This is a genomic window from Streptomyces sp. NPDC059452 (genome assembly GCF_042750035.1).
Classification (GTDB): domain Bacteria; phylum Actinomycetota; class Actinomycetes; order Streptomycetales; family Streptomycetaceae; genus Streptomyces.
Genome location: NZ_JBHYVE010000005.1, coordinates 189,741 through 216,264 on the forward strand (window position 1 = coordinate 189,741; position 26,524 = coordinate 216,264).

20 protein-coding genes are annotated in these 26,524 nt (G+C 73.4%); 8 read left to right on the top strand and 12 right to left on the bottom strand.

Annotation, left to right across the window (positions count from 1 at the left end; translation table 11 throughout):
* Positions 1-22: 22 nt before the first annotated feature.
* Positions 23-1,003 carry a carbohydrate ABC transporter permease gene (locus tag ACFW9Z_RS10285; protein WP_384637547.1) on the bottom strand — a complete coding sequence of 327 codons (981 nt, stop codon included), beginning with the start codon at positions 1,001-1,003 and terminating at the stop codon, positions 23-25.
* Positions 1,004-1,094: 91 nt separating this feature from the next.
* Here ACFW9Z_RS10285 and ACFW9Z_RS10290 point away from each other — a divergent pair, with 91 nt between their 5' ends.
* Positions 1,095-1,961: a phosphotransferase enzyme family protein gene (locus tag ACFW9Z_RS10290; protein WP_384637315.1), complete on the top strand. Its 867-nt coding sequence runs from the start codon at positions 1,095-1,097 to the stop codon at positions 1,959-1,961.
* 214 nt (positions 1,962-2,175) lie between these two features.
* Positions 2,176-2,529 carry a DUF4333 domain-containing protein gene (locus tag ACFW9Z_RS10295; protein WP_384637318.1) on the top strand — a complete coding sequence of 118 codons (354 nt, stop codon included), beginning with the start codon at positions 2,176-2,178 and terminating at the stop codon, positions 2,527-2,529.
* Between the two features lie 33 nt (positions 2,530-2,562).
* Here the strand turns inward: ACFW9Z_RS10295 and ACFW9Z_RS10300 are convergent, their stop codons facing one another.
* Positions 2,563-3,276: a 3'-5' exonuclease gene (locus ACFW9Z_RS10300; protein WP_384637321.1), complete on the bottom strand. Its 714-nt coding sequence runs from the start codon at positions 3,274-3,276 to the stop codon at positions 2,563-2,565.
* A gap of 107 nt (positions 3,277-3,383) precedes the next feature.
* Positions 3,384-4,619 carry an SAV2148 family HEPN domain-containing protein gene (locus ACFW9Z_RS10305; RefSeq protein ID WP_384637324.1) on the bottom strand — a complete coding sequence of 412 codons (1,236 nt, stop codon included), beginning with the start codon at positions 4,617-4,619 and terminating at the stop codon, positions 3,384-3,386.
* A gap of 394 nt (positions 4,620-5,013) precedes the next feature.
* Here ACFW9Z_RS10305 and glgX point away from each other — a divergent pair, with 394 nt between their 5' ends.
* On the top strand, positions 5,014-7,161 hold the full coding sequence (glgX, locus tag ACFW9Z_RS10310) for a glycogen debranching protein GlgX (RefSeq protein ID WP_384637327.1): 2,148 nt from the start codon (positions 5,014-5,016) through the stop codon (positions 7,159-7,161).
* A gap of 69 nt (positions 7,162-7,230) precedes the next feature.
* A complete protein-coding gene (gene treY, locus ACFW9Z_RS10315; protein ID WP_384637330.1) occupies positions 7,231-9,609 on the top strand; it encodes a malto-oligosyltrehalose synthase in 2,379 nt (792 codons plus the stop codon).
* A 61-nt stretch (positions 9,610-9,670) separates the two neighbouring features.
* Here treY and ACFW9Z_RS10320 read toward each other — a convergent pair whose 3' ends face one another.
* Positions 9,671-10,693, bottom strand: a complete 1,023-nt coding sequence (locus ACFW9Z_RS10320) for a cytochrome P450 (protein ID WP_384637333.1) — start codon at positions 10,691-10,693, stop codon at positions 9,671-9,673.
* A 19-nt stretch (positions 10,694-10,712) separates the two neighbouring features.
* Positions 10,713-11,714: a LysR family transcriptional regulator gene (locus ACFW9Z_RS10325; RefSeq protein WP_384637336.1), complete on the bottom strand. Its 1,002-nt coding sequence runs from the start codon at positions 11,712-11,714 to the stop codon at positions 10,713-10,715.
* A 111-nt stretch (positions 11,715-11,825) separates the two neighbouring features.
* On the opposite strand from ACFW9Z_RS10325, the gene lpdA reads away from it, so the two are divergent.
* Positions 11,826-13,256, top strand: coding sequence for a dihydrolipoyl dehydrogenase (gene lpdA, locus ACFW9Z_RS10330; RefSeq protein ID WP_384637338.1), 1,431 nt, complete (start codon positions 11,826-11,828; stop codon positions 13,254-13,256).
* A gap of 30 nt (positions 13,257-13,286) precedes the next feature.
* Here lpdA and ACFW9Z_RS10335 read toward each other — a convergent pair whose 3' ends face one another.
* From ACFW9Z_RS10335 to ACFW9Z_RS10355, 5 genes are all read right to left on the bottom strand, one after another.
* Positions 13,287-13,853 (bottom strand): DUF1707 and FHA domain-containing protein, encoded by a 567-nt coding sequence (locus tag ACFW9Z_RS10335; RefSeq protein ID WP_384637341.1) that lies wholly within the window; start codon positions 13,851-13,853, stop codon positions 13,287-13,289.
* A gap of 135 nt (positions 13,854-13,988) precedes the next feature.
* Entirely contained in the window at positions 13,989-15,863 is a 1,875-nt protein-coding gene (locus ACFW9Z_RS10340; RefSeq protein WP_384637343.1) for a PhoX family protein, read from the bottom strand.
* Positions 15,863-18,007 (bottom strand): N-acetylmuramoyl-L-alanine amidase, encoded by a 2,145-nt coding sequence (locus tag ACFW9Z_RS10345; RefSeq protein WP_384637347.1) that lies wholly within the window; start codon positions 18,005-18,007, stop codon positions 15,863-15,865. The genes ACFW9Z_RS10340 and ACFW9Z_RS10345 overlap by 1 nt, the downstream gene beginning before the upstream one ends.
* 136 nt (positions 18,008-18,143) lie before the next feature.
* Entirely contained in the window at positions 18,144-19,253 is a 1,110-nt protein-coding gene (locus ACFW9Z_RS10350; RefSeq protein WP_384637349.1) for an alpha-L-fucosidase, read from the bottom strand.
* 14 nt (positions 19,254-19,267) lie between these two features.
* Entirely contained in the window at positions 19,268-20,692 is a 1,425-nt protein-coding gene (locus tag ACFW9Z_RS10355) for a GH1 family beta-glucosidase (protein WP_384637352.1), read from the bottom strand.
* A gap of 254 nt (positions 20,693-20,946) precedes the next feature.
* On the opposite strand from ACFW9Z_RS10355, the gene treZ reads away from it, so the two are divergent.
* A complete protein-coding gene (gene treZ / locus ACFW9Z_RS10360; RefSeq protein WP_384637355.1) occupies positions 20,947-22,707 on the top strand; it encodes a malto-oligosyltrehalose trehalohydrolase in 1,761 nt (586 codons plus the stop codon).
* A 40-nt stretch (positions 22,708-22,747) separates the two neighbouring features.
* Here the strand turns inward: treZ and ACFW9Z_RS10365 are convergent, their stop codons facing one another.
* Together ACFW9Z_RS10365 and ACFW9Z_RS10370 are read right to left on the bottom strand one after the other, a co-directional pair.
* Entirely contained in the window at positions 22,748-23,887 is a 1,140-nt protein-coding gene (locus ACFW9Z_RS10365) for a M24 family metallopeptidase (protein ID WP_384637358.1), read from the bottom strand.
* 175 nt (positions 23,888-24,062) lie between these two features.
* Positions 24,063-24,710, bottom strand: coding sequence for a nucleoside/nucleotide kinase family protein (locus ACFW9Z_RS10370; protein WP_384637361.1), 648 nt, complete (start codon positions 24,708-24,710; stop codon positions 24,063-24,065).
* 77 nt (positions 24,711-24,787) lie between these two features.
* On the opposite strand from ACFW9Z_RS10370, the gene ACFW9Z_RS10375 reads away from it, so the two are divergent.
* Positions 24,788-25,180 (top strand): VOC family protein, encoded by a 393-nt coding sequence (locus ACFW9Z_RS10375; RefSeq protein WP_384637364.1) that lies wholly within the window; start codon positions 24,788-24,790, stop codon positions 25,178-25,180.
* A gap of 73 nt (positions 25,181-25,253) precedes the next feature.
* Positions 25,254-26,519: a low temperature requirement protein A gene (locus ACFW9Z_RS10380; protein ID WP_384637367.1), complete on the top strand. Its 1,266-nt coding sequence runs from the start codon at positions 25,254-25,256 to the stop codon at positions 26,517-26,519.
* Positions 26,520-26,524: the final 5 nt, after the last annotated feature.

Here is a 26,524-nt window from a genome sequence, read left to right on the forward strand (position 1 = left end):
GCCCCGCCTCTCCTGAAGATGCTCATCGCTCCTCGCCTCCCCTGATCCGGCCGGCCAGGAAGACGGCGAGGATCACGGAGATCACCGCGACCATCACACAGCCCATGGCGGCGGCGTACCCGAACTGTCCGTAGCGGAAGGCTTCTTCGTACGCGAAGAGCATCGGCAGCCGGGTCCGCCCGCCGGGCCCGCCGCTGGTCAGCACATAGACCAGGGCGAAGGAGTTGAAGTTCCAGATGAAGTTGAGCGCGGTGATGGCCAGTGCGATGGGCCTGATCGCGGGCCAGGTGACCGTACGGAACCGGCGCCAGGCGCCCGCGCCGTCCAGGGCCGCCGCCTCGTGGAGTTCGTGCGGGGTGTTCTGGAGTCCGGCGAGCAGGGCGACGGTGGTCTGGGGCATGCCCGCCCAGATGCCGACGAGGATCACGGCGGGCAGCGCGGTGGCGAGGCCGGTGAGCCAGTCGCGGCCGTCGCCGAGGCCGAGGTCGCGGACGGTCTCGTTGAGGATGCCCGCGTCGGGGTGGTAGACCAGGCGCCACATGATGCCGACGACGACTTCGGGCATCGCCCACGGGATGATCGCCAGCGCGCGGGCCAGCCAGCGCAGCCGTAATCGCTGGTTGAGCAGCAGGGCGAGGCCGAGGGCCAGGAGGAACTGCGGGGCGGTGACGCCGACCGCCCAGAGCAGGCCGATCCGGAACGAGTCCCAGAACAGGGTGTCGTGCAGGAGGTCCTGGAAGTTGAGGGTGCCGATCCACTGGGTGGAGCGGGTGCGGCCGGACTGGGCGTCGGTGAAGGCGAGCGCGATGCCGTAGAGGAGGGGGCCGACGCTGAGGATCAGGATGGGGAGGAGGGCGGGCAGAACGAGGAACCAGGCCGCCCGGTTCCGGGCGGCCGCCGCTCCGGCGGGCCGGGGGCGCGCGCCGCCGTCCGTCCCGGACCGCTTCTTCACGCCCGTTAACACCGCAAAAAGCCCCCTCGGAACTCTTCCGTGACTCTTCATCCCGTTCTGGCCGCCCCGGGGGGCCTCCGTCATCGTGCTGACGGGCCGCCGGTTCGTCAAGGTGGCCTGCGCGGATGCGAAAATCGCACCCATGGACGAGATGCGTGCGCGCGAGGTACTGACGGCCGCCGGAATCCCCGGCGTACCGGAGCTGCTCGCGCTGGGTGAGAACGCGGTCTTCGCGGCCGACGGCCTGGTGGTCAAGGTCGGCCGGGACGCCACCGGCCACCCGGAGCTGCGGGAGCGGGCCGAGCGGGAGGTGGCCGTCGCCGAGTGGCTCGCCGCGTCGGACGTCCCGGCCGTACGGGCCGCCGAGCACGGGGTACGGCTGGTGGAGGGTCACCCGGTGACGCTGTGGCACCGGCTGCCCGCCCCCGTACGCCCCACCGAACCGCGCGACCTCGCACCCCTGCTCTCCCGGGTGCACGCCCTGCCCGCCCCGGCGGACTTCACACTGCCGCGCCGTGAACTGCTGGGCGGGGTGGAGCGCTGGCTGACCCTGGCGGGCGACACGATCGACCCGGCCGACGCCGACTACCTCCGCGAACGCCGCGACGGCTTCGCGGCCGCGGCCGCCGCCCTGGTGCCGCACCTGCCCCCGGGCCCGATCCACGGTGACGCGCTCCCCCGCAATGTGCACATCGGCCCCGACGGCCCGGTCCTGGTCGACCTGGAGACCTTCGCCTCGGACCTGCGCGAACACGACCTGGTCGTCCTCGCCCTCTCCCGCGACCGCTACGGCCTGCCCGCCGCGGCCTACGACGCCTTCACCGCGGCGTACGGCTGGGACGTACGGGAGTGGGAGGGCTGCGCGGTCCTGCGCGGGGCCCGGGAGACGGCAAGCTGCGCCTGGGTGGCCCAGCACGCCCCGGCCAACCCGAAGGCGCTCACCGAATTCCGCCGCAGGGTGACGTCACTGCGCGAGGGGGACGCGGAGGTGCGGTGGTATCCGTTCTAGGGCGTCAGCGGAAGGCACGCCCAAGGCCTCAGCCGCAGGCACGTCCAAGGCGTCAACGGGAGGCGCGGGGGCAGAACCGCGGCTGACCGGCAGGCGTCCCTACACTTGGGCGCCTGCCGTGAGCACGTCGGGCGCCTCCGGTGGCAAGGGGGGAGAAGGCTTCCGCCTATGCCTCCGGCACCTTCCTGTCCGGTCCCGTCGAATGGAGCCCGTCATGAACATATTCCGCCCCTCCGCAGCCGCCTGGAGCCTTTCGGCCGTGGCCGCCGCCGCGTTGCTCGTGGGGTGTTCGGGCTCGATCACTGTGGGGAACTCCGAGCCGAAGCTGTCCTCGGACGCGCTGGCCTCCACGGTCTCCAAGAAGCTCGCCGAGTCGACGGGGCAGCCGGAGCCGGACGTCACGTGCCCCGAGGACCTCGTCGGGAAGCTCGACACCACCACCCGCTGCACGCTCACGGCGGGCGACGGCAGCACCGTCGGGGTGACGGTCACCGTCACCTCGGTCGTGGACGACCGGATCAACTTCGACATCAAGGCCGACGACACGGCGACCCCCGCCCCGAACTGACCCTCCCTCTCCGGACGTGTGCCGCCCGCACGGTCACCGCCTGCGCGGGATCACCGGCCAGGCCTGCTCGACCACCGCGGCCGGGTCGGCCGTGCGGCGGAGGTAGGCCTGGAGCGAGGCGGACTGTTCGGCGGCGGCGCGGACCTGGAGGGCGTGCAGTTCGGTGGGGGGCAGCGTGCTGACCGGGCGGTGGCGCTCGCCCATCTGCCGCACCACACGGACCGCCGCCACCGCGTCGGCGCTCGCGTCGTGGGCGTCGGACAGGGTCACGCCGTAGTGCTCGCACAGGGCATGGAGGGCCCGTTTGCCCCGGCGGTACTTGTCGACGTGCTTGTCGATCACCAGGGGGTCGATGACGGGCGAGGGCACGCCGCCGATGCGTTCGTCGACCGAGGCCAGGCCGTACCTCCCGCATTCGCGGTCCAGGAGCGAGAGGTCGTAGCGCGCGTTCATCACCACCAGCGGCACCCCCGAGCGCAGCACCTCGGCCACCGCGTGGGCGATCTCCTCGACGGCCGAGACCGCCCGCGCGCCGTGCTTGCGGGCATGTTCGGTGCCGATGCCGTGGATCGCGGAGGCCTGCTCGGGTATCGCCACCCCCGGGTCGAGCAGCCAGGTCCGCTGCTCGGAGACCGTCCCGTCCGGCTCCAGCCGGACCAGGGCGGCGGTGACGATCCGGTCGCTCTCGACGTCGGTCCCCGTCGTCTCCAGGTCGAAGCCGACCAGTGGTCCCTGATGCCAGCTCATCCCGATACCTCCTTCGTGGTGCTCCCCCGTGGTGCTCTCCCCCGAGTGGTGACCACCTTCGCACGCGGCACTGACAACAACACGGGACGGGGTATCGGCAAGGGGGCCTACGACACCGGGCGCGAGTCCGTCCACACCGACTCGAACTCCTCGCGGTACGTCTCGAAGAGGCCGCTCTCGCTGTCCTGCCCCGCCCGCACCACCGTGCGCCGCCCCCCGCCGCGCAGCACCAGCACCGGCGCCTCCATCCCCCGGGCCCGCCGCAGATAGGGCTGGACGACGCCCACCGCGTCCGCCCCGTCGCCGTCCACCAGGTACGCGGTGAAGCGCGGGGTCTCGTCGAAGACCTGGATCTCGAAGGCGCCCGGGTCGCGGAGCTTGGAGCGCACCCGGCGCATATGGAGGATGTTCATCTCCACCGAGCGGCTCAGCTCGCCCTTCTTGAGGCCCAGTTCCCGCTCCCGGCGCTTGACCGCGCTACTGGCCGGGTTGATGAAGAGCAGCCGGACCCGGCAGCCCGACTCGGCGAGCCGGACGAGCCGGCGGCCGGAGAAGTTCTGGACGAGCAGGTTGAGCCCTATGCCGATGGCGTCCAGCCGCCGCGCCCCGCCGAACAGGTCCTCGGCGGGCAGCTGGCGCTGGAGCCGGACCCGGTCGGGGTGGACGGAGACCACGTCCGCGTACCGGTCGCCGACCAGCTCCTCCACCGCGTCCACCGGCAGCCGGTCGGCGGAGGGCACCCCCGCCCCGCTGCCGAGGATGTCCAGGAGGCGGGCGGAGGCCCGTTCGGCCTGGGCGAGGACCGCCTCGTTCAGCGCGCGGTTGCGGGAGACGACGTTACGGGTCACCTCCAGCTCGTCCAGGGCCAGCTCGACGTCCCGGCGGTCGTCGAAGTACGGCTCGAAGCACGGCCAGTGCTGGACCATCAGCTCACGCAGCTGCGGCAGCGTGAGGAAGCTGAGGACGTTGTCGTCGGCCGGGTCCAGCAGATAGCCCTTGCGGCGCGAGACCTCGCGTACGGCGACGGCGCGCTGCACCCACTCCTGTCCGGCCGGTCCGGCGGCGGCCACCACCCAGTCGTCGCCGTGCACCGGCTCGTAGATCGGCCGGAGCACCGCGGCGACCACCGCACGCAGCCGCTGTTCGACCAGATTCAGCCAGATATAGGCGCGCCCGGCCCGCTGAGCACGGGTGCGCACCTCGCTCCAGGCCTCGGCGCCCCACTCCAGCTCGGCACCGATCTCCATGGGCTGCGCCAGGGACACCGCCCCGGGCGGCGCATCGGTCGATTCCCCCTCGTGACCTGCGTCACCTGGGGGTAGCTCGAACCCTCCCGAGCTCACCCGCGTACCGCCTTCCACTCCCCCACCCAACGATCAAGGAAGGGTACTCCGGGAGCGGGATCCGGTGCAGCCCGATGGCCGGTACGGTTTCTCAACTCCCGTAGAGCGACGGCCTGTTCCTTGCGGCGAGATCGGGTGGAGTGAGCGGATTCATAGTGATTAGGGACCCCGGCGAAGGCCGCGATCCGGACGCCCGCCCGCCCGACGCGTCCGTAATCGCGTCCGGGGCGGCACCGGGGTGTCCGAAGTTGACCGGTGTGGCCGGAGACGGGCGACGGGACCCGGCCGCACCGCGTGACGTACTAGGTGCGCGCCCCACTTTCGGGGAGTATTCGGGGGGTAACGGGCCGAGGAAAGCCACCGCACCCGGATCAGAAGTGGAAGAGTCCTATCTATGCAGGTCTGGCCGGGACACGCTTATCCCCTCGGCGCCACCTATGACGGCGCCGGCACCAACTTCGCGGTCTTCTCCGAGGCCGCCCACCGGATCGAGTTGTGCCTGTTGCACGACGACGGTTCAGAAACGGCGGTGGAGCTCCGCGAGACCGACGCCTTCGTGCGCCATGCGTATCTGCCCGGGGTGATGCCGGGTCAGCGGTACGGCTTCAGGGTGCACGGGCCCTACGAGCCCCAGCGCGGGCAGCGGTGCAACTCCGCGAAGCTGCTGCTCGATCCGTACGCCCGTGCGGTCGCCGGGCAGATCGAGTGGGGCGAGGCGGTGTACGGCTATCCCTTCGGGAGGCCGGACGCCCGCAACGACCTCGACTCGGCGCCGCACACCATGAGCTCGGTGGTGGTCAACCCGTACTTCGACTGGGGCGACGACCGCCGTCCCCGTACGGACTACCACCGCACCGTGATCTACGAGGCCCATGTGAAGGGCCTGACGATGCTCCATCCGGGGCTCCCGCCCGAGCTGCGCGGTACGTACGCGGGGCTCGCGCACCCGGAGATCATCGCCCATCTGACCGAGCTGGGCGTCACGGCTATCGAACTGATGCCTGTTCATCAGTTCGTCCAGGACCACCGGCTGGTGGACATGGGGCTCGCCAACTACTGGGGCTACAACACCATCGGCTTCTTCGCCCCGCACAACGCGTACGCCTCCTGGGGCGAGCGCGGGGAGCAGGTGCTGGAGTTCAAGCAGGCGGTGAAGGCCCTGCACCAGGCGGGGATCGAGGTCATCCTCGATGTCGTCTACAACCACACCGCCGAGGGCAACCACCTCGGGCCGACCCTCTCCTTCCGCGGCCTCGACAACGCCTCGTACTACCGTCTGACCGATGATCAGCGGTACTACATGGACACCACGGGCACCGGGAACTCCCTGCTCATGCGGTCCCCGCACGTACTCCAGATGATCATGGACTCGCTGCGGTACTGGGTGACCGAGATGCATGTGGACGGCTTCCGCTTCGATCTGGCGGCCACGCTCGCCCGTCAGTTCCACGAGGTGGACCGGCTCTCGTCCTTCTTCGACCTGGTGCAGCAGGACCCGGTGGTCAGCCAGGTGAAGCTGATCGCCGAACCGTGGGACGTCGGCGAGGGCGGCTACCAGGTGGGGAACTTCCCGCCGCTGTGGACCGAGTGGAACGGCAAGTACCGCGACACGGTCCGCGATCTGTGGCGGGGCGAGCCGCGCACGCTCGCGGAGTTCGCCGGGCGGCTGACGGGGTCGTCCGACCTCTACCAGGACGACGGCCGCCGCCCGCTCGCCTCGATCAACTTCACCACCTGCCACGACGGCTTCACGCTGCACGACATGGTGTCGTACAACGAGAAGCGGAACGACGCCAACGGCGAGGGCAACCGGGACGGCGAGAGCCACAACCGGTCCTGGAACTGCGGAGTGGAGGGCGAGACCGACGATCCGGAGGTCCTGGAGCTGCGGGGCCGGCAGATGCGGAACTTCATCGCCACGCTGATGCTGTCGCAGGGCGTGCCGATGCTGAGCCACGGGGACGAGTTCGCCCGGACGCAGAGGGGCAACAACAACGCCTACTGCCAGGACAACGAGCTGTCCTGGATCCACTGGCCCGACCCGGGCGCCGACGCAGAGGGCTCCTCCCCCTCCGACGAGTTCCGGCGGAACATGCTGGAGTTCACCCGGGCCATGGTCTGGCTCCGCCGCGACCACCCGGTCTTCCGGCGCCGCCGCTTCTTCCACGGGCGGCCGGTGGAGGGCACGCACGACGAGCTCTCCGACATCGCCTGGTTCACCCCCGAGGGCCAGGAGATGACCCAGCGGGACTGGCAGGCGGCCCACGCCAAGGCGATGACGGTGTTCCTCAACGGCCACGCCATCTCCGAACCGGGGCCGCGCGGGGAGCGGATCTCCGACGATTCGTTCCTGCTGATGTTCAACGCGAGCGCCGAGACGCTGGAGTTCGCCGTTCCGGTGGACCACGGGGAGCAGTGGCAGGTCGTCGTGGACACCGCACGGGCCGAGGGCGTGCCCCCGGGGACGGGTCCGAAGGTCGCCGAGGGCGAACGGGTGGCGCTGATCGGCCGCAGCCTCACCGTGCTGAAGCGCCCTGCCTGAAGGGGCGGCTGGGGTGAGCCTCCCGCCCTGGGTGACACAGTCCGCCCCGGGCGGGGTACGTAGGTGAGCATGACGCCCACCGCCACGTACCGGCTTCAGCTCCAGCCCGACTTCCCCTTCCCGGCGGCCGAGAAGGCGGTGCCGTACCTGGCCGCGCTCGGCGTCTCCCATCTGCACCTCTCGCCCGTCCTGGAGGCGGTCCCCGGCTCCCGGCACGGGTACGACGTGGTCGACCACAGCCGCGTACGGGAGGAGCTGGGCGGTGAGGAGGGGCTGCGGAGCCTCGCCGCCACCGCCCGGGAGCACGGGCTCGGACTGGTCCTGGACATCGTGCCCAACCACATGGCCGCCGTCCCCCGGCACAACCGGCAGCTCTGGGAGGTGCTGCGCGAGGGACAGACATCCCCGTACGCCCGCTGGTTCGACATCGACTGGGCGGCGGGCGGCGGCAAGGTGCTCCTCCCGGTCCTGGCCGGTCCGCTCGGCGGGGAGCTGGACGCGCTCACCGTGGACGCCGACGCGGAGGTGCTGCGCTACGGCGAGCAGGAGTTCCCGCTGCGGGCGGGTACGGCGGGCCTTCCGCTGCCCGAGCTGCTGGAGGCCCAGCACTACCGGCTCGCCTGGTGGCGGCTGGCCCGCACCGAGCTGAACTACCGCCGCTTCTTCACCGTCTCGGAGCTGATCGGGGTCCGCGTCGAGCACCCCGAGGTCTTCGACGCCACCCACGGCAAGGTCCTGGAGCTCCTCCGCGACGGGGTGCTGGACGGTCTGCGCATCGACCACCCGGACGGCCTCGCCGACCCGGCCGCGTACCTGGGGCAGCTCAACGAGGCCACCGGCGGCCGCTGGACGGTCGTGGAGAAGATCCTGACCGGCGACGAACACCTCCCGGCCGGCTGGGCGGTCGCCGGGACGACCGGGTACGACGCGCTGCACCGGATCGACGGGCTGTTCACGGACCCGGCGGGGGCGGCGCGGCTGCTCGGCGGCTACCGGGAGTTCGCTGGCCCGCCCGGCGACCGGGGCGGCTACTGGAAGGCGACCGTCCGCCGGGCCGCGTACCGGGTGGCCACCCACGAACTGGCCTCCGAGACGGCCTGGCTGACCCGGCAGGCCGTCTCTGTCTGCGCCGCCGATCCGGCCCTGCGCGACCACGCTCCCTGGGCGCTGCGGACGGCGATCCGGGAGCTGCTGGTACGGGTGCCGGTCTACCGCCCGTACGTCACGGCGGGCGGGCCGCTGACCCGGATCGCGGAGGAGACCCTTCCGGACGATGCCGTACGGGACGCGAAGGCGGTGTTCTCCGTGCCGGAGGAGGCCGCCGCCGTCGACGCCGTACGGGATCTGGCGCTCGGGCGGCTGGGGAACGGGGAGGAGCAGGCGTCCTTCTGCGCCCGGTTCGCCCAGACGGCTTCCGCGCTGCACGCCAAGTCGGTGGAGGACACCGCGTTCTACCGGTACGTGCCGCTGATCTCGGCGACGGAGGTGGGCGGGGACCCGGGGCAGCCCGCGGTGACGGTGGACGAGTTCCATGCCTTCGCCGCCCGGATCGCCCGCGACTGGCCCGCCACGGGGACGGTCCTGACCACGCACGACACCAAGCGGAGCGCCGATGTCCGGGCCCGGATCGCGGTTCTGTCGGAGTGCCCGGAGCGGTGGGCGGGGCTGGTGGCCGAGCTGACGGACGCCACCCCCGTCGCGGCGCCGGACCCGCAGCTGGCCTGGCAGGCCTGGCAGTCCTCGTACGGCTGCGCGCCGCTGCCCGCCGAGGAGCTGGGCACCCGGCTGGAGCCCGCCCTGCTCAAGGCGGTGCGCGAGGCGGGGCTGTTCACCAGTTGGACCGAGCCGGACGCGGCGTACGAGAGGGCGGTGACGGACTTCGTCGCGGCCGGGCCGGGCAGCGGATCCGGTACAGCCCGGGGGCTGGTGACCGCCTTCGCGGAGTCGCTGGCCCCGCATGTACGGGCCACTGTGCTGGGGGCGGCGCTGGTGCACCTGACGATGCCGGGGGTGCCGGACCTGTACCAGGGGACGGAGAGCGAGTATCTGGCCCTGGTCGATCCGGACAACCGGCGTCCGTTCCGGCGCCCGGAGGAGGCTGAGGAGAAGCAGATGCTCACGGCGGCGGCGCTGGGGCTGCGGCGGGAGCTTCCGGAGGTGTTCGGGGAGTCGGGGACGTACGTACCGCTGGGCGCCCGGGGTCCGGCGGCCGGGCATGTGGTGGCGTTCTGCCGGTCGGGCGAGGTGGCGGTGGCGGTGACCCGGCTGTCGCTGCGGCTCGCGGAGGACGGGGGGTGGCGGGACACGGTGGTGGAGCTGCCGGACGGGGGGCCGTGGCGGGATGTCCTGGAGCCGTCGCCGGGACGGGAATTCGCGGGGGGCGCGGTGGCGGCGGGCGAGCTGTTCGGGGAGCGGCCGGTGGCGCTGTTGCGGAGGGGGCGGGGGTGATGCCCGGGTCCCGCCTCAGGAGGTGACGGGGGATGCGGGGGACATGGGGGGATGAGCTCGATCAGGACGGGCGTACGAGGAGAGTCCTCGGCCCCCGGGTGAGCAGCCCGCTGGAGGCCGGGCGGAAGCCGTCGGCCCAGCGGATGCGGGGCATCGCCGCCAGCAGCGCGCGCAGGCCGGCCTCGGCCTCCATCCGGCCGAGCAGGGCGGCGGGGCAGCCGGCCGGGCCGGTGATCAGGGGGTCCTGGTCGGCGCGCAGCGGGTCGAAGCGGTCGGGGGCGGTGAACCGGGCCGGGTCGCGCCCCGCCGCACCGATGAGGCAGGCGACGGGCGCCCCGGCGGGCAGCGTGCCGCCGCTGACGCGGACCTCGGTACGGGTGCGGCGCAGGATGATCTGGACGGGCGGATCGCGCCGCAGCGTCTCCGTCCAGGCCCGGCCGAGCAGCAGCCCGGCCCCGTCCCCGCCCGCCACGGCGGCCGACAGGTCGGGGTCGTCCAGCACGTTGGCGAGGAACGAGGCGAGGGCCTTCTCGCGGAGGGCGGTGTGCCCGGCGCAGTCGTCGTCGGCCCGTCCGCCGGGCCGCCCGGGGGCGGTGTGGCGGGGCCGGGCGCTCGGGTCGGGGGCCGCTGTCACGTCCGCCCCGGCGGGCAGCCACCGGCAGAACTCGGCGACCAGGTCCGCCCGGTCGCGCCCGGATATCCGGCGGGCCAGGACGTACGCGGTGCGCTCGACGGCGGAGGGGGTGCGCCCCAGGTCCGTTCCGGTCCCCGGCAGCGGTGTGCAGACCAGGCTCCCCCGGCAGAGACCCAGTGGGGGCGGGACCGGGCCGCGCGGGGCACCGTCGCGCGGGTAGCCGGTGAAGCGGGGGTCGGTGAGGGCCAGGGCCACGTCCGCGTACCGGCTCAGCAGCCAGGCGCCGAGCCCGGGATCGTAACCGAGCGGGAAGTCGGTGCGCAGGACGCGGTAGAGGCGCAGCCGGTACGGGTCCGTCGAGGCGCCGGGCTCCAGCAGGCCCGGCTGTCCGCCCGCGATCCGGTGCGGGCGGCGGGCGGCGGGCAGGGCCTCGGAGCGGTCGGCCGGCATCCCTCGTCGCCCCCTGCGGTCATGGCGTCGCCCGTCGACGCACCTGCCCCCAGCGGACCACCGCCGGGGAGCCGCCGCAGTCGGCGTACGCCCGTTCGGGTGAGGAGGCGCCGGGCCGGAAGGGCTTCAGCGGCCGGATTCCAGTGCCCGGGAAGGTGCTGATCAGCTCGGTGAAGGCGGCCGCCGCGCCGGTCAGGGGGACGCGGGAGAAGACGGCGAGGGCGCGGAGCCAGGGCGGGTCGACGCTCAGGACCGCGCAGTCCTCGCCGAGGGCGCCCCGGACGGTGTGGGAGGGGGCGGTGGAGATGCCGACCCCGGCCGCCGCCATCCGGATCGCCGTCGACGTGTGCTCGGTCCACACCGCCGTACGGGGCTCGAAGCCCGCCGCGCCGCAGACGCCGTCGAGGAACGGGCGGCCGTCGATGACGGGCTCCATGGCGCACCGGACCCAGGCCCGGTCGGCGAGCTCGTGGAGGCCGGCCGAGGACCGTCCGGCGAGCGGGTCGTCGAACGGGACGACGAGCACGATCTCCTCCTCCCCCACCGGGATCAGGGGCCCGCTCCAGCTTTCGGGGACCGGGCCGAGGGCGAGGTCGGCGGTGCCGCGTTCGACCTGGTCCTCCAGGGCGTCGGTACGGGCGTACTCGTGGAGGACCAGCCGGACGCCCGGGTGGGCGCGGCGCCAGTGGGCGAAGACCTCGGGGAGGAGGCCGACGGCCACCGAGTGCACGGTGGCGATGTGCAGTTCGCCGCCCTCCGCCCCGGCGGCGGCGCGGGCCGCGCGGTGGGCCTGGGCGGCGCTGCGGACGGAGCGCTCGGCGTGCGGGAGGAAGGCGCGGCCCATCGGGGTGAGCAGGACTCCGCGCGGCAGCCGTTCCAGCAGCTCGCCGCCGACCACGCGCTCCAGCGCCTTGATCTGGTGGGAGAGGGCGGGTTGGGTGACGTGAAGCCGTTCGGCGGCCCGGGTGAAGGAGGACTCCTCGACCACCGTGACGAAGTACTCCATCTGACGCAGGCTCATCGACCGCCCTCTCCGCAGAGCCTGACGCCCTGTCCCCCATAAACGCCGTGCATGGAATCCACTCGCATTCTGCCTTGGACGTATGAGAGGAGGTGGGCGGAGGGTGGAGCCATGACGCGGACGAGCACGGAGAACGCAGAGCGCACGACGGACGTACTGGTGATCGGCGGTGGCACGGGCGGCTACTCCACGGCCTTGCGGGCGGCCGCCCTGGGGCTGGAAGTGGTGCTCGCCGAACGGGATCTGGTCGGCGGCACCTGTCTGCATCGCGGCTGTATCCCGAGCAAGGCGATGCTCCACGCCGCCGAACTCGTGGACGGCATCGCGGAGGCCCGGGAGCGGTGGGGCGTCAAGGCCACGCTCGACTCCGTCGACTGGGCGTCCCTGGTGGCGACCCGGGACGACATCGTCGCCCGCAACCACCGGGGGGTCGAGGGCCATCTCGCGCACGCCGGGGTGGAGGTCGTACGCGGCAGCGCCGAGCTGACGGGCCCGCGCTCCGCCCGGATCGAGGGGTACGGGGAGGCCGTCGCCCGGCGCGGGGTGGTGCTGGCGACCGGGTCGCGGCCCCGGATGCTGCCGGGGGTGGTGGCGGACGGGCGGCGGGTGGTGACGAGTGACGACGCGCTGTACGCGCCGGGGCTGCCCGGCTCCGTGCTGGTGGTCGGCGGTGGGGCGATCGGCGTGGAGTACGCCTCGTTCCACCGGTCGATGGGGGCCGACGTCACGCTGGTGGAGGCCGCCGACCGGCTCGTTCCGCTGGAGGACGTGGAGGTGTCGCGCCATCTGACGCGGGGGCTGAAGAAGCGCGGCATCCGGGTGGAGACGGGGGCCCTGCTGCTGGAGACGGCGGTGGTGGAGGAGGGGGTGCGGGCCGTCGTGCGGACCGCGCGGGGCGGGGCGGTCACGGTGGCGGCGGAGCGGCTGCTGGTCGCGGTGGGCCGGGAGCCGGTGACGGAGGGTCTCGGGCTGGCGGCGGCGGGGTTGGCCACGGACGGGCGGGGCCATGTGGTGCCCGGCGACTGGTCGCGGCTGGAGACGTCGGTGCCGGGCATCCACGTGGTGGGCGACCTGTTGCCGCCGCCCTCGCCGGGGCTGGCCCACGCGTCCTTCGCCGAGGGGCTGTTGGTGGCGGAGACGCTGGCCGGGCTGCGTACGGCCCCGGTCGACTACGCCGCCGTCCCCCGGGTCACGTACTCCTCACCGCAGACGGCGGCGGTGGGCCTGACCGAGGCTCAGGCCCGGGACGCCGGGCACGACGTGGTGGTGAACGCCCTGCCGCTGACCGCCGTCGCCAAGGGCATGGTGCACGGCCGGGGCGGGCTGGTGAAGGTGGTGGCCGAGCGGGCGGGCCGGGTTCTGGGCGTCCATCTGGTCGGGCCGCAGGTCTCGGAGATGATCGCGGAGAGCCAGCTCGTGGTGGGCTGGGACGCGGAGCCCGCCGATGTGGCCCACCACATCCACGCCCACCCGACGCTCTCCGAGGCGGTCGGCGAGGCGTTCCTGACGCTGGCCGGGCGCGGGCTGCACCAGCAGCACTAGCAGGGGATAGGGAATAGAGGGAACGGGGAATCAGGCGGGCGGGCGCGGCGACGGGGCGGTCAGGCGGAAGCTCATCCGGCCGAAGCTCACCTGGTCCCCGTCGCGCACCGGGATCGCGCCGACGAGCCGCTGGCCGTTGACGCAGGTGCCGTTGGTGGAGCCGAGGTCGCGCAGCAGCCAGCGGCCGTTGTACAGGGTGAGTTCGGCGTGCAGCCGGGAGACCGTCTCATGGTTGAGGCGCAGCCCGTTGCCCGGGTCGCGGCCGATGAGCAGCGGATACGGGCTCGGCGCGGGCAGCAGCAGCTTCGGGAGCCGCTCGGTCTGCCAGGCCCGGCGCAGCCGCCCCGGGAAGGCGGATATCCCGCCGACCGCGCGGACGAGGCCCTGCGAGAACCGGCTGCCGGTGTCCAGGTCGGAGGTGAGGGCCGTCAGCTCCTCGGGGCGGCGGGCGACCAGGGCGAGCTCCATGCGCCGCATGAAGGTGTCGTGCGACAGCTTGCCCTGTGCGGCACCCTCTCTGAGCACGCCGAGGACACGGTCGCGCTGGGCGTCCGACAGCCGCGCGGGATACGTGTGGAACTCGGAGGAGGACGTCACGTTGACGATTGTCGGGCCGAGGGGGCCGGAGTGTCCAGACGAACCCCACTTCCCGCCCGCGCTGACCTGCGCCGGGGCCCGACGGGACGGTCCGGCCGCCGGGTTCCGGGACCCGGACCCGGCGGCCGGAGAGGGTTACGCCCGCCGCACCGCCACGGTCGCCGAGCGCGGGGGCCCGTCCGGCGTGCGGTCCGGCCAGTTGCTCACCGTGCCGGGGCGCTCGCGGTCGGGCGTTGCCGTCGCCGTACGGCGGCCGGGGTGCTGGATGTTGACGAACAGGGTGGCCCCGTCCGCCGACGCGGCCACCCCGGTGACCTCGGCTCCCCTCGGTGCGGTGAGGAACCGGCGTACCTCACCGGTCTCCGGATCGGCCGCCAGCAGCGCGTTGTTGCCGAGGCGTCCGACCGGCCCGTCCGCACCGCCCAGCAGATGGCCGGGGATACCGGTGGAGATCCACAGCACTCCGGAGGCGTCGAACCAGAGGCCCTTGGGGTGGGCGAAGGCGCCGTCCGGGGTCGCCCGTGGATCGTTCCCGGTGAGGAAGGTCTCCCACGAGAAGTCCCGGGCCGTCGCCGGACCGTCCGGTGCGGGGCGCAGCCGTACGACACTGCCGTGCGGCGACGCACCCGGAGCGCAGCCGTCCGCTCCGCCTGCCCCGCAGCCGCCGCCCGCGACTCCGCCCGCCAGGGCCAGGTAGACATCGGCCGTGGCGGGGTGGACGGCGACCCGTTCCGGGCGGGCCAGCGGGGTGGCGCCGACCGCGTCGGCCGCCAGCCGGGCGCGCACCAGGACGTCGGCCTGGTCGCGCCAGCCGTTCTCCCGGGTCAGCGGGCCCGAGCCGTGGGTGAGCGGAATCCACTCGCCGGTGCCGTCCGCCGAGAGCCTGGCCACCTCCAGGGTGCCGTGGTCCAGCGGGTCGAGACCCTTGGCCCGGAGTCGGCGCCAGGGTGCGGAGCCGGTGAACCGGTAGGCGTACTCGCCGTCCTCGGCGTCCGTGGTGTGGACGACGACGCGGCCGTCCGCCTCGGAGACGGTGGCGCTGCCGTGCGGGAAGCGGCCGAGGGCCGTCCGCTTGGCCGGGACCGATGCGGGGTCCTGGGGGTCCACCTCCACGATCCAGCCGAAGTGTTCCGGGCGGGCCCGGTCGGAGGCCAGGTCGAAGCGGGGGTCCTCGGTGTGCCAGGGGTGGCCGAATCCCGCGGCGGAGAACCCGTGGCGGACGTCGGTCTCGGAGCGCTGCCACGCGAGGTCGTCGGTGCCGAAGAAGGCGTTGGCGTTCTCCTCGGCGGCAAGCACGGTCCCCCAGGGGGTGGCCCCGAGCGCACCGGGCGCCACGACGCCCTGCGCGCCGCCCGCGCCGCCCAGTCGGGTCCCGGCGGCCGGTCCGGTGAGGCGTACGGGGGTGGTGGCGGTGATCCGCCGGTTGAACGGGGAGTCGACGGTGCGCCAGGCTCCGCCGTCGCGCGGACCGGAGGCGACGGCCACGACGGTCAGCCCCTGGGCCGCCATGGCCGTCGCGGGCGAGGCCGCCGTGTGCAGCTCGTCGGCGGACTCATGGGCGAGGACCAGCAGGCCGCGCCGCTCACCGCCGGGGCCCGGGGCGAGGGGCACGACGTGCACGCCGTGGTGGTGGCTGCCCACCTGCCCCGCCTGCTCGGCGGCCGTGGCGGGCGTGGCGGGGGCGGTCCCGCGACGGGGCGCGGGGCTCCGTACGGGGTCGCCCCAGCGGGCGATGACATCGGCCACGTACCCCTTCGGCACCACGAGTTCGTCGGCGCGCGCCACGGGCACGGGCCGGAAGACCGTACGGGCGGCGGCGCCGCTCCCGGAGCGGGCGGCCTCGGGCCGGGGTGCGGCGAGGGCGGCCGGGGAGCCGGAGGTGAGCAGTCCGGCGGCGACCAGGGCGCCGCCCACGAGCAGGGAGCGCCGCGTTGCCCCGGCGGGTCGGCTCCGGTCCGGTGCCGGTCCTGGAGCCGGCGCCGGGAGCGTTCTGTCCGTGTCGCGTCCCATCAGAACTTCTCCTGGTTGAGTGCCGACTGGAGTGCGCGGGTGGTGCCCGGGCCCCAGGAACCGTCGAGGTCGAGTCCGGCCCGGATCATCGCGTTGAGGTGGCGTTGCAGGGCCTTCACGGTGGCCGGTCCGGTGGAGCCGTCGATGACGAGTCCGGCGGAGGCCCAGGTGTTGAGGTGGCGCTGGAAGGCCCGCCTGGTCTCGGGGCCGAAGCTGCCGTCGGGGGTGACGCCGATCGCGCGCTGGGTGGCGGCGATGGTGGCGGGGCCGAAGTTGCCGTCCAGTTCCAGGCGTTCGCCGTCGGTCCATCGGCCGTACGCGGTCTCCGTGGCGGGTCCCCACATGCCGTCGGGGTCCACCCCGATCTTGCGCTGGAGCCACTTCACCCCGGCCTCGGTCAGCGGTCCGAAGGAGCCGTCCAGGTCCAGTCTGGGTGTGTGGCCGAGGGAGTTGACGGCGTGCTGCTGGGAGACCACGGGCCGGATGGTGGTGATGCCACCGCCGCCGCTGCTCGCCGTGTCACCGGTGTAAGCGAGGAAGGCCTTCTCGGTGGCGGGCCCCCAGTTGCCGTCCGGGTCGACCCCGATCCTCCGCTGGAGCCACTTCACCCCGGCCAGGGTCAACGGGCCGAAACTGTCGTCCAGTTCGAGCTTCGGCGTGTGGCCGAGCCGGTTGACCGCGTGCTGCTGCGCCATGACGGACCGGTAGGCGATGACGCCGCCGCCGGTACGGCCGGGGCCGATGTACGCGACGTAGGCGGCCTCGGTCAGCGGCCCCCAGAATCCGTCGTCCGCCACGCCGATCTTCCGCTGGGCCCATTTCACCCCGGCCTGTGTGAGCGGGCCGAAGGAGCCGTCGAGGTCGAGCGCGGGCAGATGGCCGAGGAAGTTGACGGCACGCTGCTGGGCGGTGATCGAGCGGACGGAGGTCTCTCCCGTGGTGCCGGTGGCCGGTCCGCCGCCGCCCCCGCCGATCGGGATGTCGGCGGCCTCCATACCGCCGAGGACCCAGTTGCGCAGGTCGGCGCCGGGGCAGGCGGTGGAGCCGAGCGCCCCGTGGTAGGTGGCGGCGAGCCCCTTGCCCGTCAGATGTCTCGCCCGGTAGTAGAGGGCGCGGATCGCGGCCTTGGCGTGCGGGGTGGCGTCGCCGTCGCTGCCGATGAAGCAGACGCCGATGTGGCTGGTGTTGGCCCCCGTGGCATGGGCGCCGACGGCGGTCCACCCCCGCCCCTCGTAGATACGGCCCGCCCGGTCGACGAGGAAGTTGTAGCCGATGTCCGGCCAGCCGCGGCCGTCCATGTGGTAGTTCTGGATCGCCCGGATGCTCTGGGTCGGCGGTCCGGCGGAGTAGTGGACGGCGAAGCCGGTCCGCACCGAGAGTTCGACGATGGTCACGGTCCTCGGCGGGCGGGCGGCCCACTGCATCCGGGGGATGATCGACAGCGTCGGGGCCGCAGACGAACCGCCGGGGTCGATGCTTGAGCCGTTCTGCGCGTACGGGGTGATGTTCCCCGGGCATACGGTGTCATAGCCGTGCCGGTGGGGGAAGATCTGCGCCCCCGCCCTCCGGGTGGGCGACACGTCCGGCCCCCGCAGATGGCCGATGAGCCGCTTCATCGCGTTCAGCATGGCCGAGGTCGGCTGGTCCCGCTCGTGGATGAGCCCGAGGATGGAGTAGAAGGCGGAGTTGCGCCCGACGGACCCCTCCCCCGGGACCCAGACCTCGCCCAGCCCGCTCTTCGGGGTGGGCGGTGCCGACCCGCCGTTGGCCTCACCCCGCTGGTAACCACGGCCGGTGTAGATGATGCCGTGCCGGCAGACCATGAAGTTGTAGGCGATGTCGCCCTCGAACTTCTCGTAGTGGTCGTTCCAGATGTCACCGATGCGCTTGAGGCAGTCCACCTCGGACCCCGGGGTGAAGCTTCCCCGCCCGGCGTGGTGGATGAACACACCTCCCCGGTAGGGCGTCCACAGCCTCCCGGTCGACGGCGAGGGCGCGGCGATCCTCGCCTCCGTCTTCACGACCAAGTCGTCGAGGGTCCAGGAGGGGTTCTCCCGTTCCAGGTCGGCGGCGAGTATCAGCCCGCGCTTCGTCCCTGCCGCGTATCTCGCCCATGCCCAGCGCGACTTGATGTCGATCGCCATAGATTCGGACCTCCCGTTGATCACTTGGCTGGAAAAGTATGGTCCATACCTTTTCCTGACAAGGGCTGTCCAACTACTGGGCACTTTCAGCCACATGACGGAAAGCCAGTGCCCCTCCCCACGCGCAGAGGGCGCCCTACTCCGCCCGCACCGCGTCCTCGGCCAGCCAGTCCAGGCGCAGTTGCTGCTCGGCGGGGATCGTCGCGTCCTCACCGCGCGGCCCCACGTTGAGCAGCAGGTTCCCGCCGTCGGCCGCCGTGTCGCGGACGAGGGCGGTGAGCGCTTCACGGCCGATGAAGGCGTCCGGGGCGGAGTTGCGGTTGTAGCCGAAGCTGTGGTCGATGCCCCGGGTGATCTCGTACGGGTCGGAGCCGGTGTACCGGGCGTACTCCGGCGTACGGAAGTCGAAGTCCGGCGGGGTGCGCGGGACGAAGCCCTCGCCCTGCGCCACCGTGCGCCGGTCCCACCAGTTGTAGAGGGACCGCGCACCGGGCAGGGTCAGCGCCCGCCAGTGCGGGGCGTACGGCAGCAGACGGTCGTTGACCACGCCGTGCGGGACGGTGAAGCGGTAGAAGTCGGTGAGGGAGCGGATCTCGGTGGCGGAGGCCGGCCAGGCGATGTCGTTCCAGAGGATGTCGGGGCGGTAGCGCCGGATCAGCTCCCTCAACTGCGCGTCGGCGTAAGCCGGGTAGCGGCCGCGCGGGACGGCCGAGAACATGTCGGCGGCGGTGCCGATGGGCCGGTCGTCGAAGGTCCAGTCGAGCCCGCCGGAGTAGTAGACGCCGAACCGCAGGCCCTCGGCCCGTACGGCTTCGGCGAACTCCCCGACCACGTCCCGCGCGGTGTGCCAGCCGGGGCGGTGGGGGTTGGCGGTCCGGGAGGGCCAGAGGCAGAAGCCGTCGTGGTGCTTGGTGACCAGCACCGCGTACCCGGCGCCCGCCGCCCGGAAGGAGCGGGCCCAGGCGGCCGGGTCCCAGCCGCTCAGCCCGTCCTCGAAGGCGTGGCCGAAGTCGGTGTAGGGGCGGTTGCCGTAGGTGGCGCGGTGGTGGACGGCGGCCGGGGAGCCGGGGAAGCGGAGGGAGTTCTCGTACCACTCCGCGTAAGGGGTCCAGCCGAGCGGCGCACGCCGCCCCGCCGCCGGAAGCTGGCCCGGCGGGACGTGGGGCGGGGCCCAGCCGGGGACGGAGGCGGGCGTCCAATGTACGAAGATCCCCAGCCGGGCCCGGGACCACCATGAAGCGATCATGGCGGGAGTATTGATCACTCCGTGGGCATCGCGTAAGCCCCTTCGGCGGTCACGTTCCGGTTCTGCTCCTGCTTCTGCTGCTTCTGCTTCTGCTTCTGCTTCTGCGCGCGGATCAGGTCGCGGTACCAGGCGTAGGACTGCTTCGGCGTACGGGTCAGCGTCTCGTAGTCGATATGGACCAGGCCGAACCGCTGCGAGGCCCCCTCCGTCCACTCCACGTTGTCGGTGAGCGACCAGGTGAAGTAGCCGCGTACGTCGACCCCGGCGTCCATCGCCGCGCGCAGGGCGGTGAGGTGGCTCTCCAGATAGGCGATGCGGCGGTCGTCGGCGTGCGGTTCGGCCAGGGCGCAGCCGTTCTCGGTGATGTGGAGCGGGGGGAGGCGGTCGCCGTAGCGGCGGTGCAGCAGGGTGAGGATCTCGGTCAGCCCCTCGGGGACCACGGGCCAGCCGAAGCCGGTCTTCTCGTACCCCTCGATCTCCCTGATGCCGAAGGGGAGTTCAGCGGGCATCGTGAAGCCGGAGAAGGTCTCCAACGCCTCCGGGCGGGGCGCGCCGACGAGGGTCGGGTTGTAGTAGTTGACGCCGTACCAGTCGAGCGGGGTGGAGATGACCTTGAGGTCGTCGGCGACCGGGCCCGGCATCAGGGCGGCGATCCCCTCGTCCGGGTAGCGGCCGGTGAGGACGGGGTCGGCGAAGAGCCAGTTGGTGAGCGTGTCGTACAGCTCCGCTCCGGCGCGGTCCTCGTCGGAGTCCCCCGCCGTCCAGACCGGCGCCTGGGAGAGCGCGATGCCGATGTTGTCGGCGCCCGCCGCGCGCAGGGCCCGGACGGCGAGGCCGTGGGCGAGGAGCTGGTGGTGGGCGGCGGGCAGGGCGTCGAAGAGGAGGGTGCGGCCGGGGGCGTGCTCGCCCAGCGCGTAGCCGAGCAGCGTGACCTCGGCGGGCTCGTTGACGGTGATCCACATCGGGACCCGGTCCGCGAGCCGTTCGGCGACGATGCCCGCGTACTCGGCGAAGCGGTACGCGGTGTCCCGGTCGAGCCAGCCGCCCGCCTCCTCCAGCGGGAGCGGGGTGTCCCAGTGGTAGAGGGTGGGCGCGGGGGTGATGCCGTGGGCGCAGAGCTCGTCGACGAGCCGGTCGTAGAAGTCGAGCCCGTCGGCGTTGACGGCCCCGCTGCCGCCCGGGACCACGCGGGGCCAGCTGATGGAGAACCGGAAGGCGTCGGCGCCGAGCCCGGAGAGCAGGGCGACGTCCTCGCGGTAGCGGGCGTGGAAGCCGGTGGCCCGGGTGGTGTCGGTGCCGTCCTTGATCCGCCCCGGCTGGGCGGCGAAGGCGTCCCAGCCCGAGGGGCCCTTGCCGTCGGCGTCCACCGCCCCCTCGGTCTGGAAGGCGGAGGCGGAGGCTCCCCAGAGGAAGCCGGGCGGGAACTGCGGTACGGGCATCTCGGCCTCCATGAGCCGTACGTATGAACAGAACCTGTATGAGCGGGGAGCCGGCCGGGCAATGATCAGGACCAGACCTTAATGGCCGGTGACGGGATGGTTCTAGGGGGCGTAGTCCGCCCAGGCGGGATTGCCGGACTCTCCCTGGGGGCGCGTGGTCGCGGGTGCCGGGTCGGGGCGTGTTGCGCCGGTCACGGGGTGCGCCTCCGGACGGTGGCACGATCTGACGATCCGTTACGGATGAGGAGTGGTGGATGCAGTTCGAGGTGTGGGCCCCCGAAGCGGACACGGTGGTGCTGGAGGCGGCGGAGGTCCGGTACCCGATGGAGCGCGATCCGCTGCGGGAGGGCTGGTGGAGCGCCGATGCGGAGGCGGTGGACGGGGAGCGTTACGGGTTCCGGGTGGACGACGGGCCGCTGCTGCCGGACCCCCGTTCGCGGCGTCAGCCGGACGGGCCCGACGGGCCGAGCGCGGTCGTCGACCAGGGGGCGTACGCCTGGCGCAACGGCTGGGCGGGGCGGCGGCTGAACCGTGCGGTCCTGTACGAGCTGCACGTGGGGACGTACACCCCGGAGGGCACGTTCGACGCGGCGGCGGCGCGGCTGGGCCATCTGGCGGAGCTGGGCGTCACCCATGTGTCGCTGATGCCGGTCTGCCCGTTCCCCGGCACCCACGGGTGGGGGTACGAGGGCGTCTCGCTCTGGGCGGTGCACGAGCCGTACGGGGGTCCCGAGGGGCTGAAACGCTTCGTGGACGCGGCGCACGGGCTGGGGCTCGGGGTGGTCCTGGACGTGGTCCACAACCATCTGGGCCCGTCCGGCAACTACCTGCCCGCCTTCGGCCCGTACTTCACCGACACCCACCACACCCCGTGGGGCGCGGCGGTCAACCTGGACGCCCCGGGCTCGGACGAGGTGCGGGCGTTCCTGCTGGGCAGCGCGCTGGCCTGGCTGCGGGACTACCGGCTCGACGGGCTGCGGCTCGACGCGGTGCACGCGCTCGCCGACACCCGGGCGCTGACCTTCCTGGAGGAGCTGTCGACGGCGGTCGACGCGCTGGCGGCGGAGCTGGGGCGGCCGCTGGGGCTGATCGCCGAGTCCGACCTCTGCGACCCGCGTACCACCACCCCGCGCCCGGCGGGCGGCCTCGGGCTGCACGCCCAGTGGAACGACGATTTCCACCACGCCCTGCACACCGCGCTCACCGGCGAGTCCCAGGGCTACTACGCGGACTTCGCGCGGGCCCCGCTCGCCGCCCTGGCCAAGACGGTGACGTCCGCGTTCTTCCACAACGGGACCTACTCCAGCTTCCGGGGCCGTGTCCACGGCCGCCCGGTCGACGTCTCCCGCTCCCCCGCCCACCGCTTCGTCGGCTACGCGCAGACGCACGACCAGATCGGCAACCGGGCCCTGGGCGACCGGCTCGCCGCCTCCCTCTCCCCCGGCCTCCAGGCGTGCGCGGCGACCCTGGTCCTGACCGGCCCCTTCACGCCGATGCTGTTCATGGGCGAGGAGTGGGGGGCGCGCACCCCCTGGCAGTTCTTCACCGACCACACCGATCCGGAGCTCGCGGAGGCCGTACGCAACGGCAGGCGGCGGGAGTTCGGCGCGCACGGCTGGGCGGAGGAGGAGATCCCCGACCCGCAGGACCCGGCGACCCGCGACCGCTCCTGTCTCGACTGGGCCGAGCCGGAGCGCGAACCGCACGCACGGTTGCTCGCCTGGTACCGCCGACTGATCGCGCTGCGGCGGTCGTTGCCCGACCTCCACGACCCGGACCTGGCGTCGGTGAAGGTCGCGTACGACGAGGACGCCCGCTGGTTCGCCTACCGCAGGGGCGACTTGAGGATCGCGGTCAACCTGGCGGACGGACCGGCGGCGATCCCGCTGGGGCTCGGGCGTCACCGCCGGTCCGGCGGACGGGTGCTGGCGGCCTGGGAGCCGGTCGATCCGCCGGGGACGGACGGGGTGCTGCGGCTGCCGCCGGAGTCGTGCGTGGTGCTGGCGGACGACTGATCCCACGGCAGGGCGCAGCTCAACTCCCCCACGCGCGGGGCTACTCCACGATCGCGAGCTCACGGGCGGTGGCGTTGAGGCGCCGTCCGCCGTCCTCGGTGACGGTCACGATGTCCTCGATCCGGACCCCGAAGCGGCCGGGGAGGTAGACGCCCGGCTCCACGGAGAAGCACATGCCGGGGACGAGCGGCTGCTCCTCGCCCTCGATCATGTACGGGGGTTCGTGGGTGGTGACGCCGATGCCGTGGCCGGTGCGGTGGATGAACCGCTCGCCGTAGCCGAACTCTGTGATCACCGCGCGGGCGGCGCGGTCGATCTCCTGGCAGGCGACCCCGGGCCGGACGGCGGCGCACCCCGCCTGCTGGGCCTCGCGGACGATGTCGTGGACCCGCTGCTCCTCGGCGGTGGGTTCGCCGACATGGACCGTACGGGAGGTGTCGGAGCCGTAACCGTGCTTGAGGCCGCCGAAGTCCAGGACCACCATGTCGCCGCGCTGGATGGTGCGTTCACCCGCCTCGTGGTGCGGGTTGGCGCCGTTGGGCCCGGAGCCGACCACCGTGAAGTCGACCTGGGAGTGCCCGAAGTGCTTGAGCAGCGCGGCGAGATCGGCGGCGACGTCGGTCTCCCGGCGGCCGGAGAAGCGCACCTTCAGGATCTCCTCGTACGTGGCGTCCGCCGCCGCCCCGGCCGCCGCGAGGCGCTCCAGCTCGGCGGCGTCCTTCACCGCCCGGAGCATCGGGAGGGCCTCGGTCAGGGAGGTGTACGACGTTGCGGGCAGGGCCCGTTGGAGGCCGAGGAGGTGCATCGCCCAGGCGTTGTCGCTGACGCCGAAGCGGCCCTCGCTCTCCAGCAGCGGGGCGGCCACCGCGTACGGGTCCTTGCCGTCGGTCCAGTCCCGCAGGGCGAGCGCGGGCGCCCCGGCGGCGGCAGCGGCGTCGGGCGCCTCCAGGGTCGGGACGACCAGGACCGGTTCCTCCCCGGGCCGCAGCACGAGGAGGGTGAGGCGTTCGGTGGCGACGGGCTGATAGCCGGTCAGATGGACGAGGTCGGGGCCGGGCGCGACGATCACCCCGGCCAGCCCGGCCCCGGCGGCGGCCTCGGCCGCCTTCGCCATACGGGCCCGGTAGACCTCGGTGGTGAAGGGTACGGGGTGCGGTGCGGGCTGGTTCGGGCTGGACATCAGGACCTCCTGGCGGTGAGCGGGTGCGGGGTGCGGGTGCGGCAGGACGTGGCTCCCTGCATCCTGCCCGGCTGACGGGGTGGATGCGAACGGGTTCGGAGGCGTACGGGAATGGGGGCCCGGAAGGTGGGGAGCCCCCGGAGCCGGAGACAACCAGCCCTGGAGCCGCCCCCGGTCACGACGGCAGCCGCACCACCGCGTCGGCCCGCCCCCGCCCGCGCTCCACCAGCCGGGCGTTCGCCTCGTCCGAGCGCTCCACCCACGCCCGCGCGTGCGCCGGAGGCTTCCCGTACCGCACATGGCGCTCGACGAGCCGCCGCACCCGCACCTCCGGATCGAGGTCCAGGAACCACGCCTCGTCCAGCAGCCCGCGCACCGCCGCCCAGGGCCCCTCGTCGAGGAGGAGGTAGTTGCCCTCGGTGATGACGAGCGGCACGTCCGGGGTGACGGCCAGGGCTCCCGCGACCGGCTCCTCCAGGGCCCGGTCGAAGGCGGGGGCGTACACCGGGTGCAGCGGGTCGGGGTCGCGCAACCGGCGCAGGAGCGCCGTGTACCCGGGCGCGTCGAAGGTGTCGGGGGCGCCCTTGCGGTCGGCGCGGCCGAGCCGGTCCAGCTCGGCGGCTGCCAGGTGGAAGCCGTCCATGGGGACGAGGACGGCGCGCCCGTCCAGCGCCTCGGCCAGCCGCTGCGCCAGGGTGGACTTCCCGGCTCCGGGCGGCCCGGCGATCCCGAGGATGCGCCGCCGCCCGGTCTCCGCGAGGCGACGGGCCCGGTCCGTCGCTGCGGTGAGGCCGCCGGGGGTCGTGGTGTCCAGGATGTCCATGCGGGCATTGTGCGGGGACGGGACCCGGAAGCGTTAGTGTTACGTATAACTACCTCTCTCGACCCCCTGGAGGGCCCATGTCCCACATCGCCCTGGTCACCCTGGTCGTCCGCGACTACGACGAGGCCGTCGCCTTCTACCGCGACGCGCTCGGCTTCGAACTGGTGGAGGACACCGACCGGGGCGACGGCTCCCGCTGGGTGGTGGTGCGCCCGCGCGGGGCCGCGTCGGGTACGGGGCTGCTGCTGGCCCGCGCGAAGGACCGGGCGCAGGAGGCGAGCGTGGGGGCGCAGACGGGCGGGCGGGTCGGCTTCTTCCTGCACACCGAGGACTTCGCGGGCGACCACGCCCGGATGAGCGCGGCGGGCGTGCGCTTCCTGGAGGAGCCCCGGCACGAGGCGTACGGCTCGGTCGCGGTCTTCGAGGACCTGTACGGCAACCGCTGGGATCTGCTGCAACCGGCGGCCTGACCCCGGGGCGGGGTTCGCCATTCGGCCCACAGCCGACGCGCTGCCCGGGGCCGTCCGTAGTGACCATGGGCCCATGGAGCAGCCCATGGACCGCAGCGCCTCCCCGGGGCCGGCCGAGCCCGGGCGGCACGCCGGGTGGAACGAGCTGTTCTTCGACCTGGTCGTCGTCGCCGGGGCGGGGCAGCTGGCCCATCTGCTCCACGACGGCCCGCACCTGGCTGATCTGGCCCTGTACGCGGTCCTCTACCTGGCCTTCTGGACCGTCTGGGCCGGGTTCGCCGTCTACGGGGACATCGCCGCCTCCGCCACCCGGGTCAGCACCCTGCTGATCGCGATGCTCGGGATGGCCGTGATGGCGGCCTCCGTGCACGCGGTCCTCACCCACCACGCCATCACCTTCGTCGTCGCCTACGTCCTGCTGCGCCGGCACGCGGGCCGGGTCTGGCGGCGGGGCAGCGTGGTGGTGGACTGGCCGCTGGCCCAGTTCGGCGCGGGGGCGCTGCCCTGGCTGGTCTCCCTCTTCGTGGAAGCCCCGTGGCGCTACTGGCTCTGGGCTCTCGGCATCGCCGTCGACCTCGCCACCCTGCTGTTCGCCACCCGGGGCCGGACCCTGCGGCGCGCGGCCGTGCGGGCCGCCGGACGCCGTCGCGACCGGCCGCCGCCGGGCCCGCCGCACACCGCCCCGCCCGCGCCGCCCCGGCTCACCGAGTCGCGTATCGACACGGCCCACATGGGGGAACGGCTCGGGCTGTACGTGATCATCGTGCTGGGCGAGGGGGTCATCCAGATCATCGACGCCGCCTCCGAACGCGACGGCTGGGACCTGCCGCTGGCGGCCACCGGGCTCGGGGCGTTCGGGCTGCTGGCCGGGATCTGCGCCCTGAGCCTGCTCTACGGCACCAACGGCATCCCCCACCTGCGCAGGGACGCACTCGCTCCCCGGCTGGCCATGCTGCTGCACGCCGTGACGACCGGGTTCCTGGTCGCGCTGGCCACCGCCCTGGGCTCGGCGGTGGCCCACTTCGACGACGTCCTGCCGAGGGGGCAGCACTGGCTCCTGTGCGGGGCGATGGCGGGCTACTTCGCGGCGGGCCTGGTCGCGGCGCTGCCGCTCGCCCGGCGGGCCGACCGGGTCTGGGTCCTGGGCTGGGGGCTGCCGTGCGTGGCGGTGGCCGTGGCGCTGGCTCCGCTGGGGGTGCGGCTGCCCGCGTGGGCGACGATCGGGGTCCTGGTGGCGCTGGTGTGCTGGCAGATCCTCTACGATCCGGGGCCCGCCGGAGCGCCTGGGTCCGGGCGGGGGCGGCGCGGCAGGATCAGACGTACGGCCTGGATCGGCTGACCGGT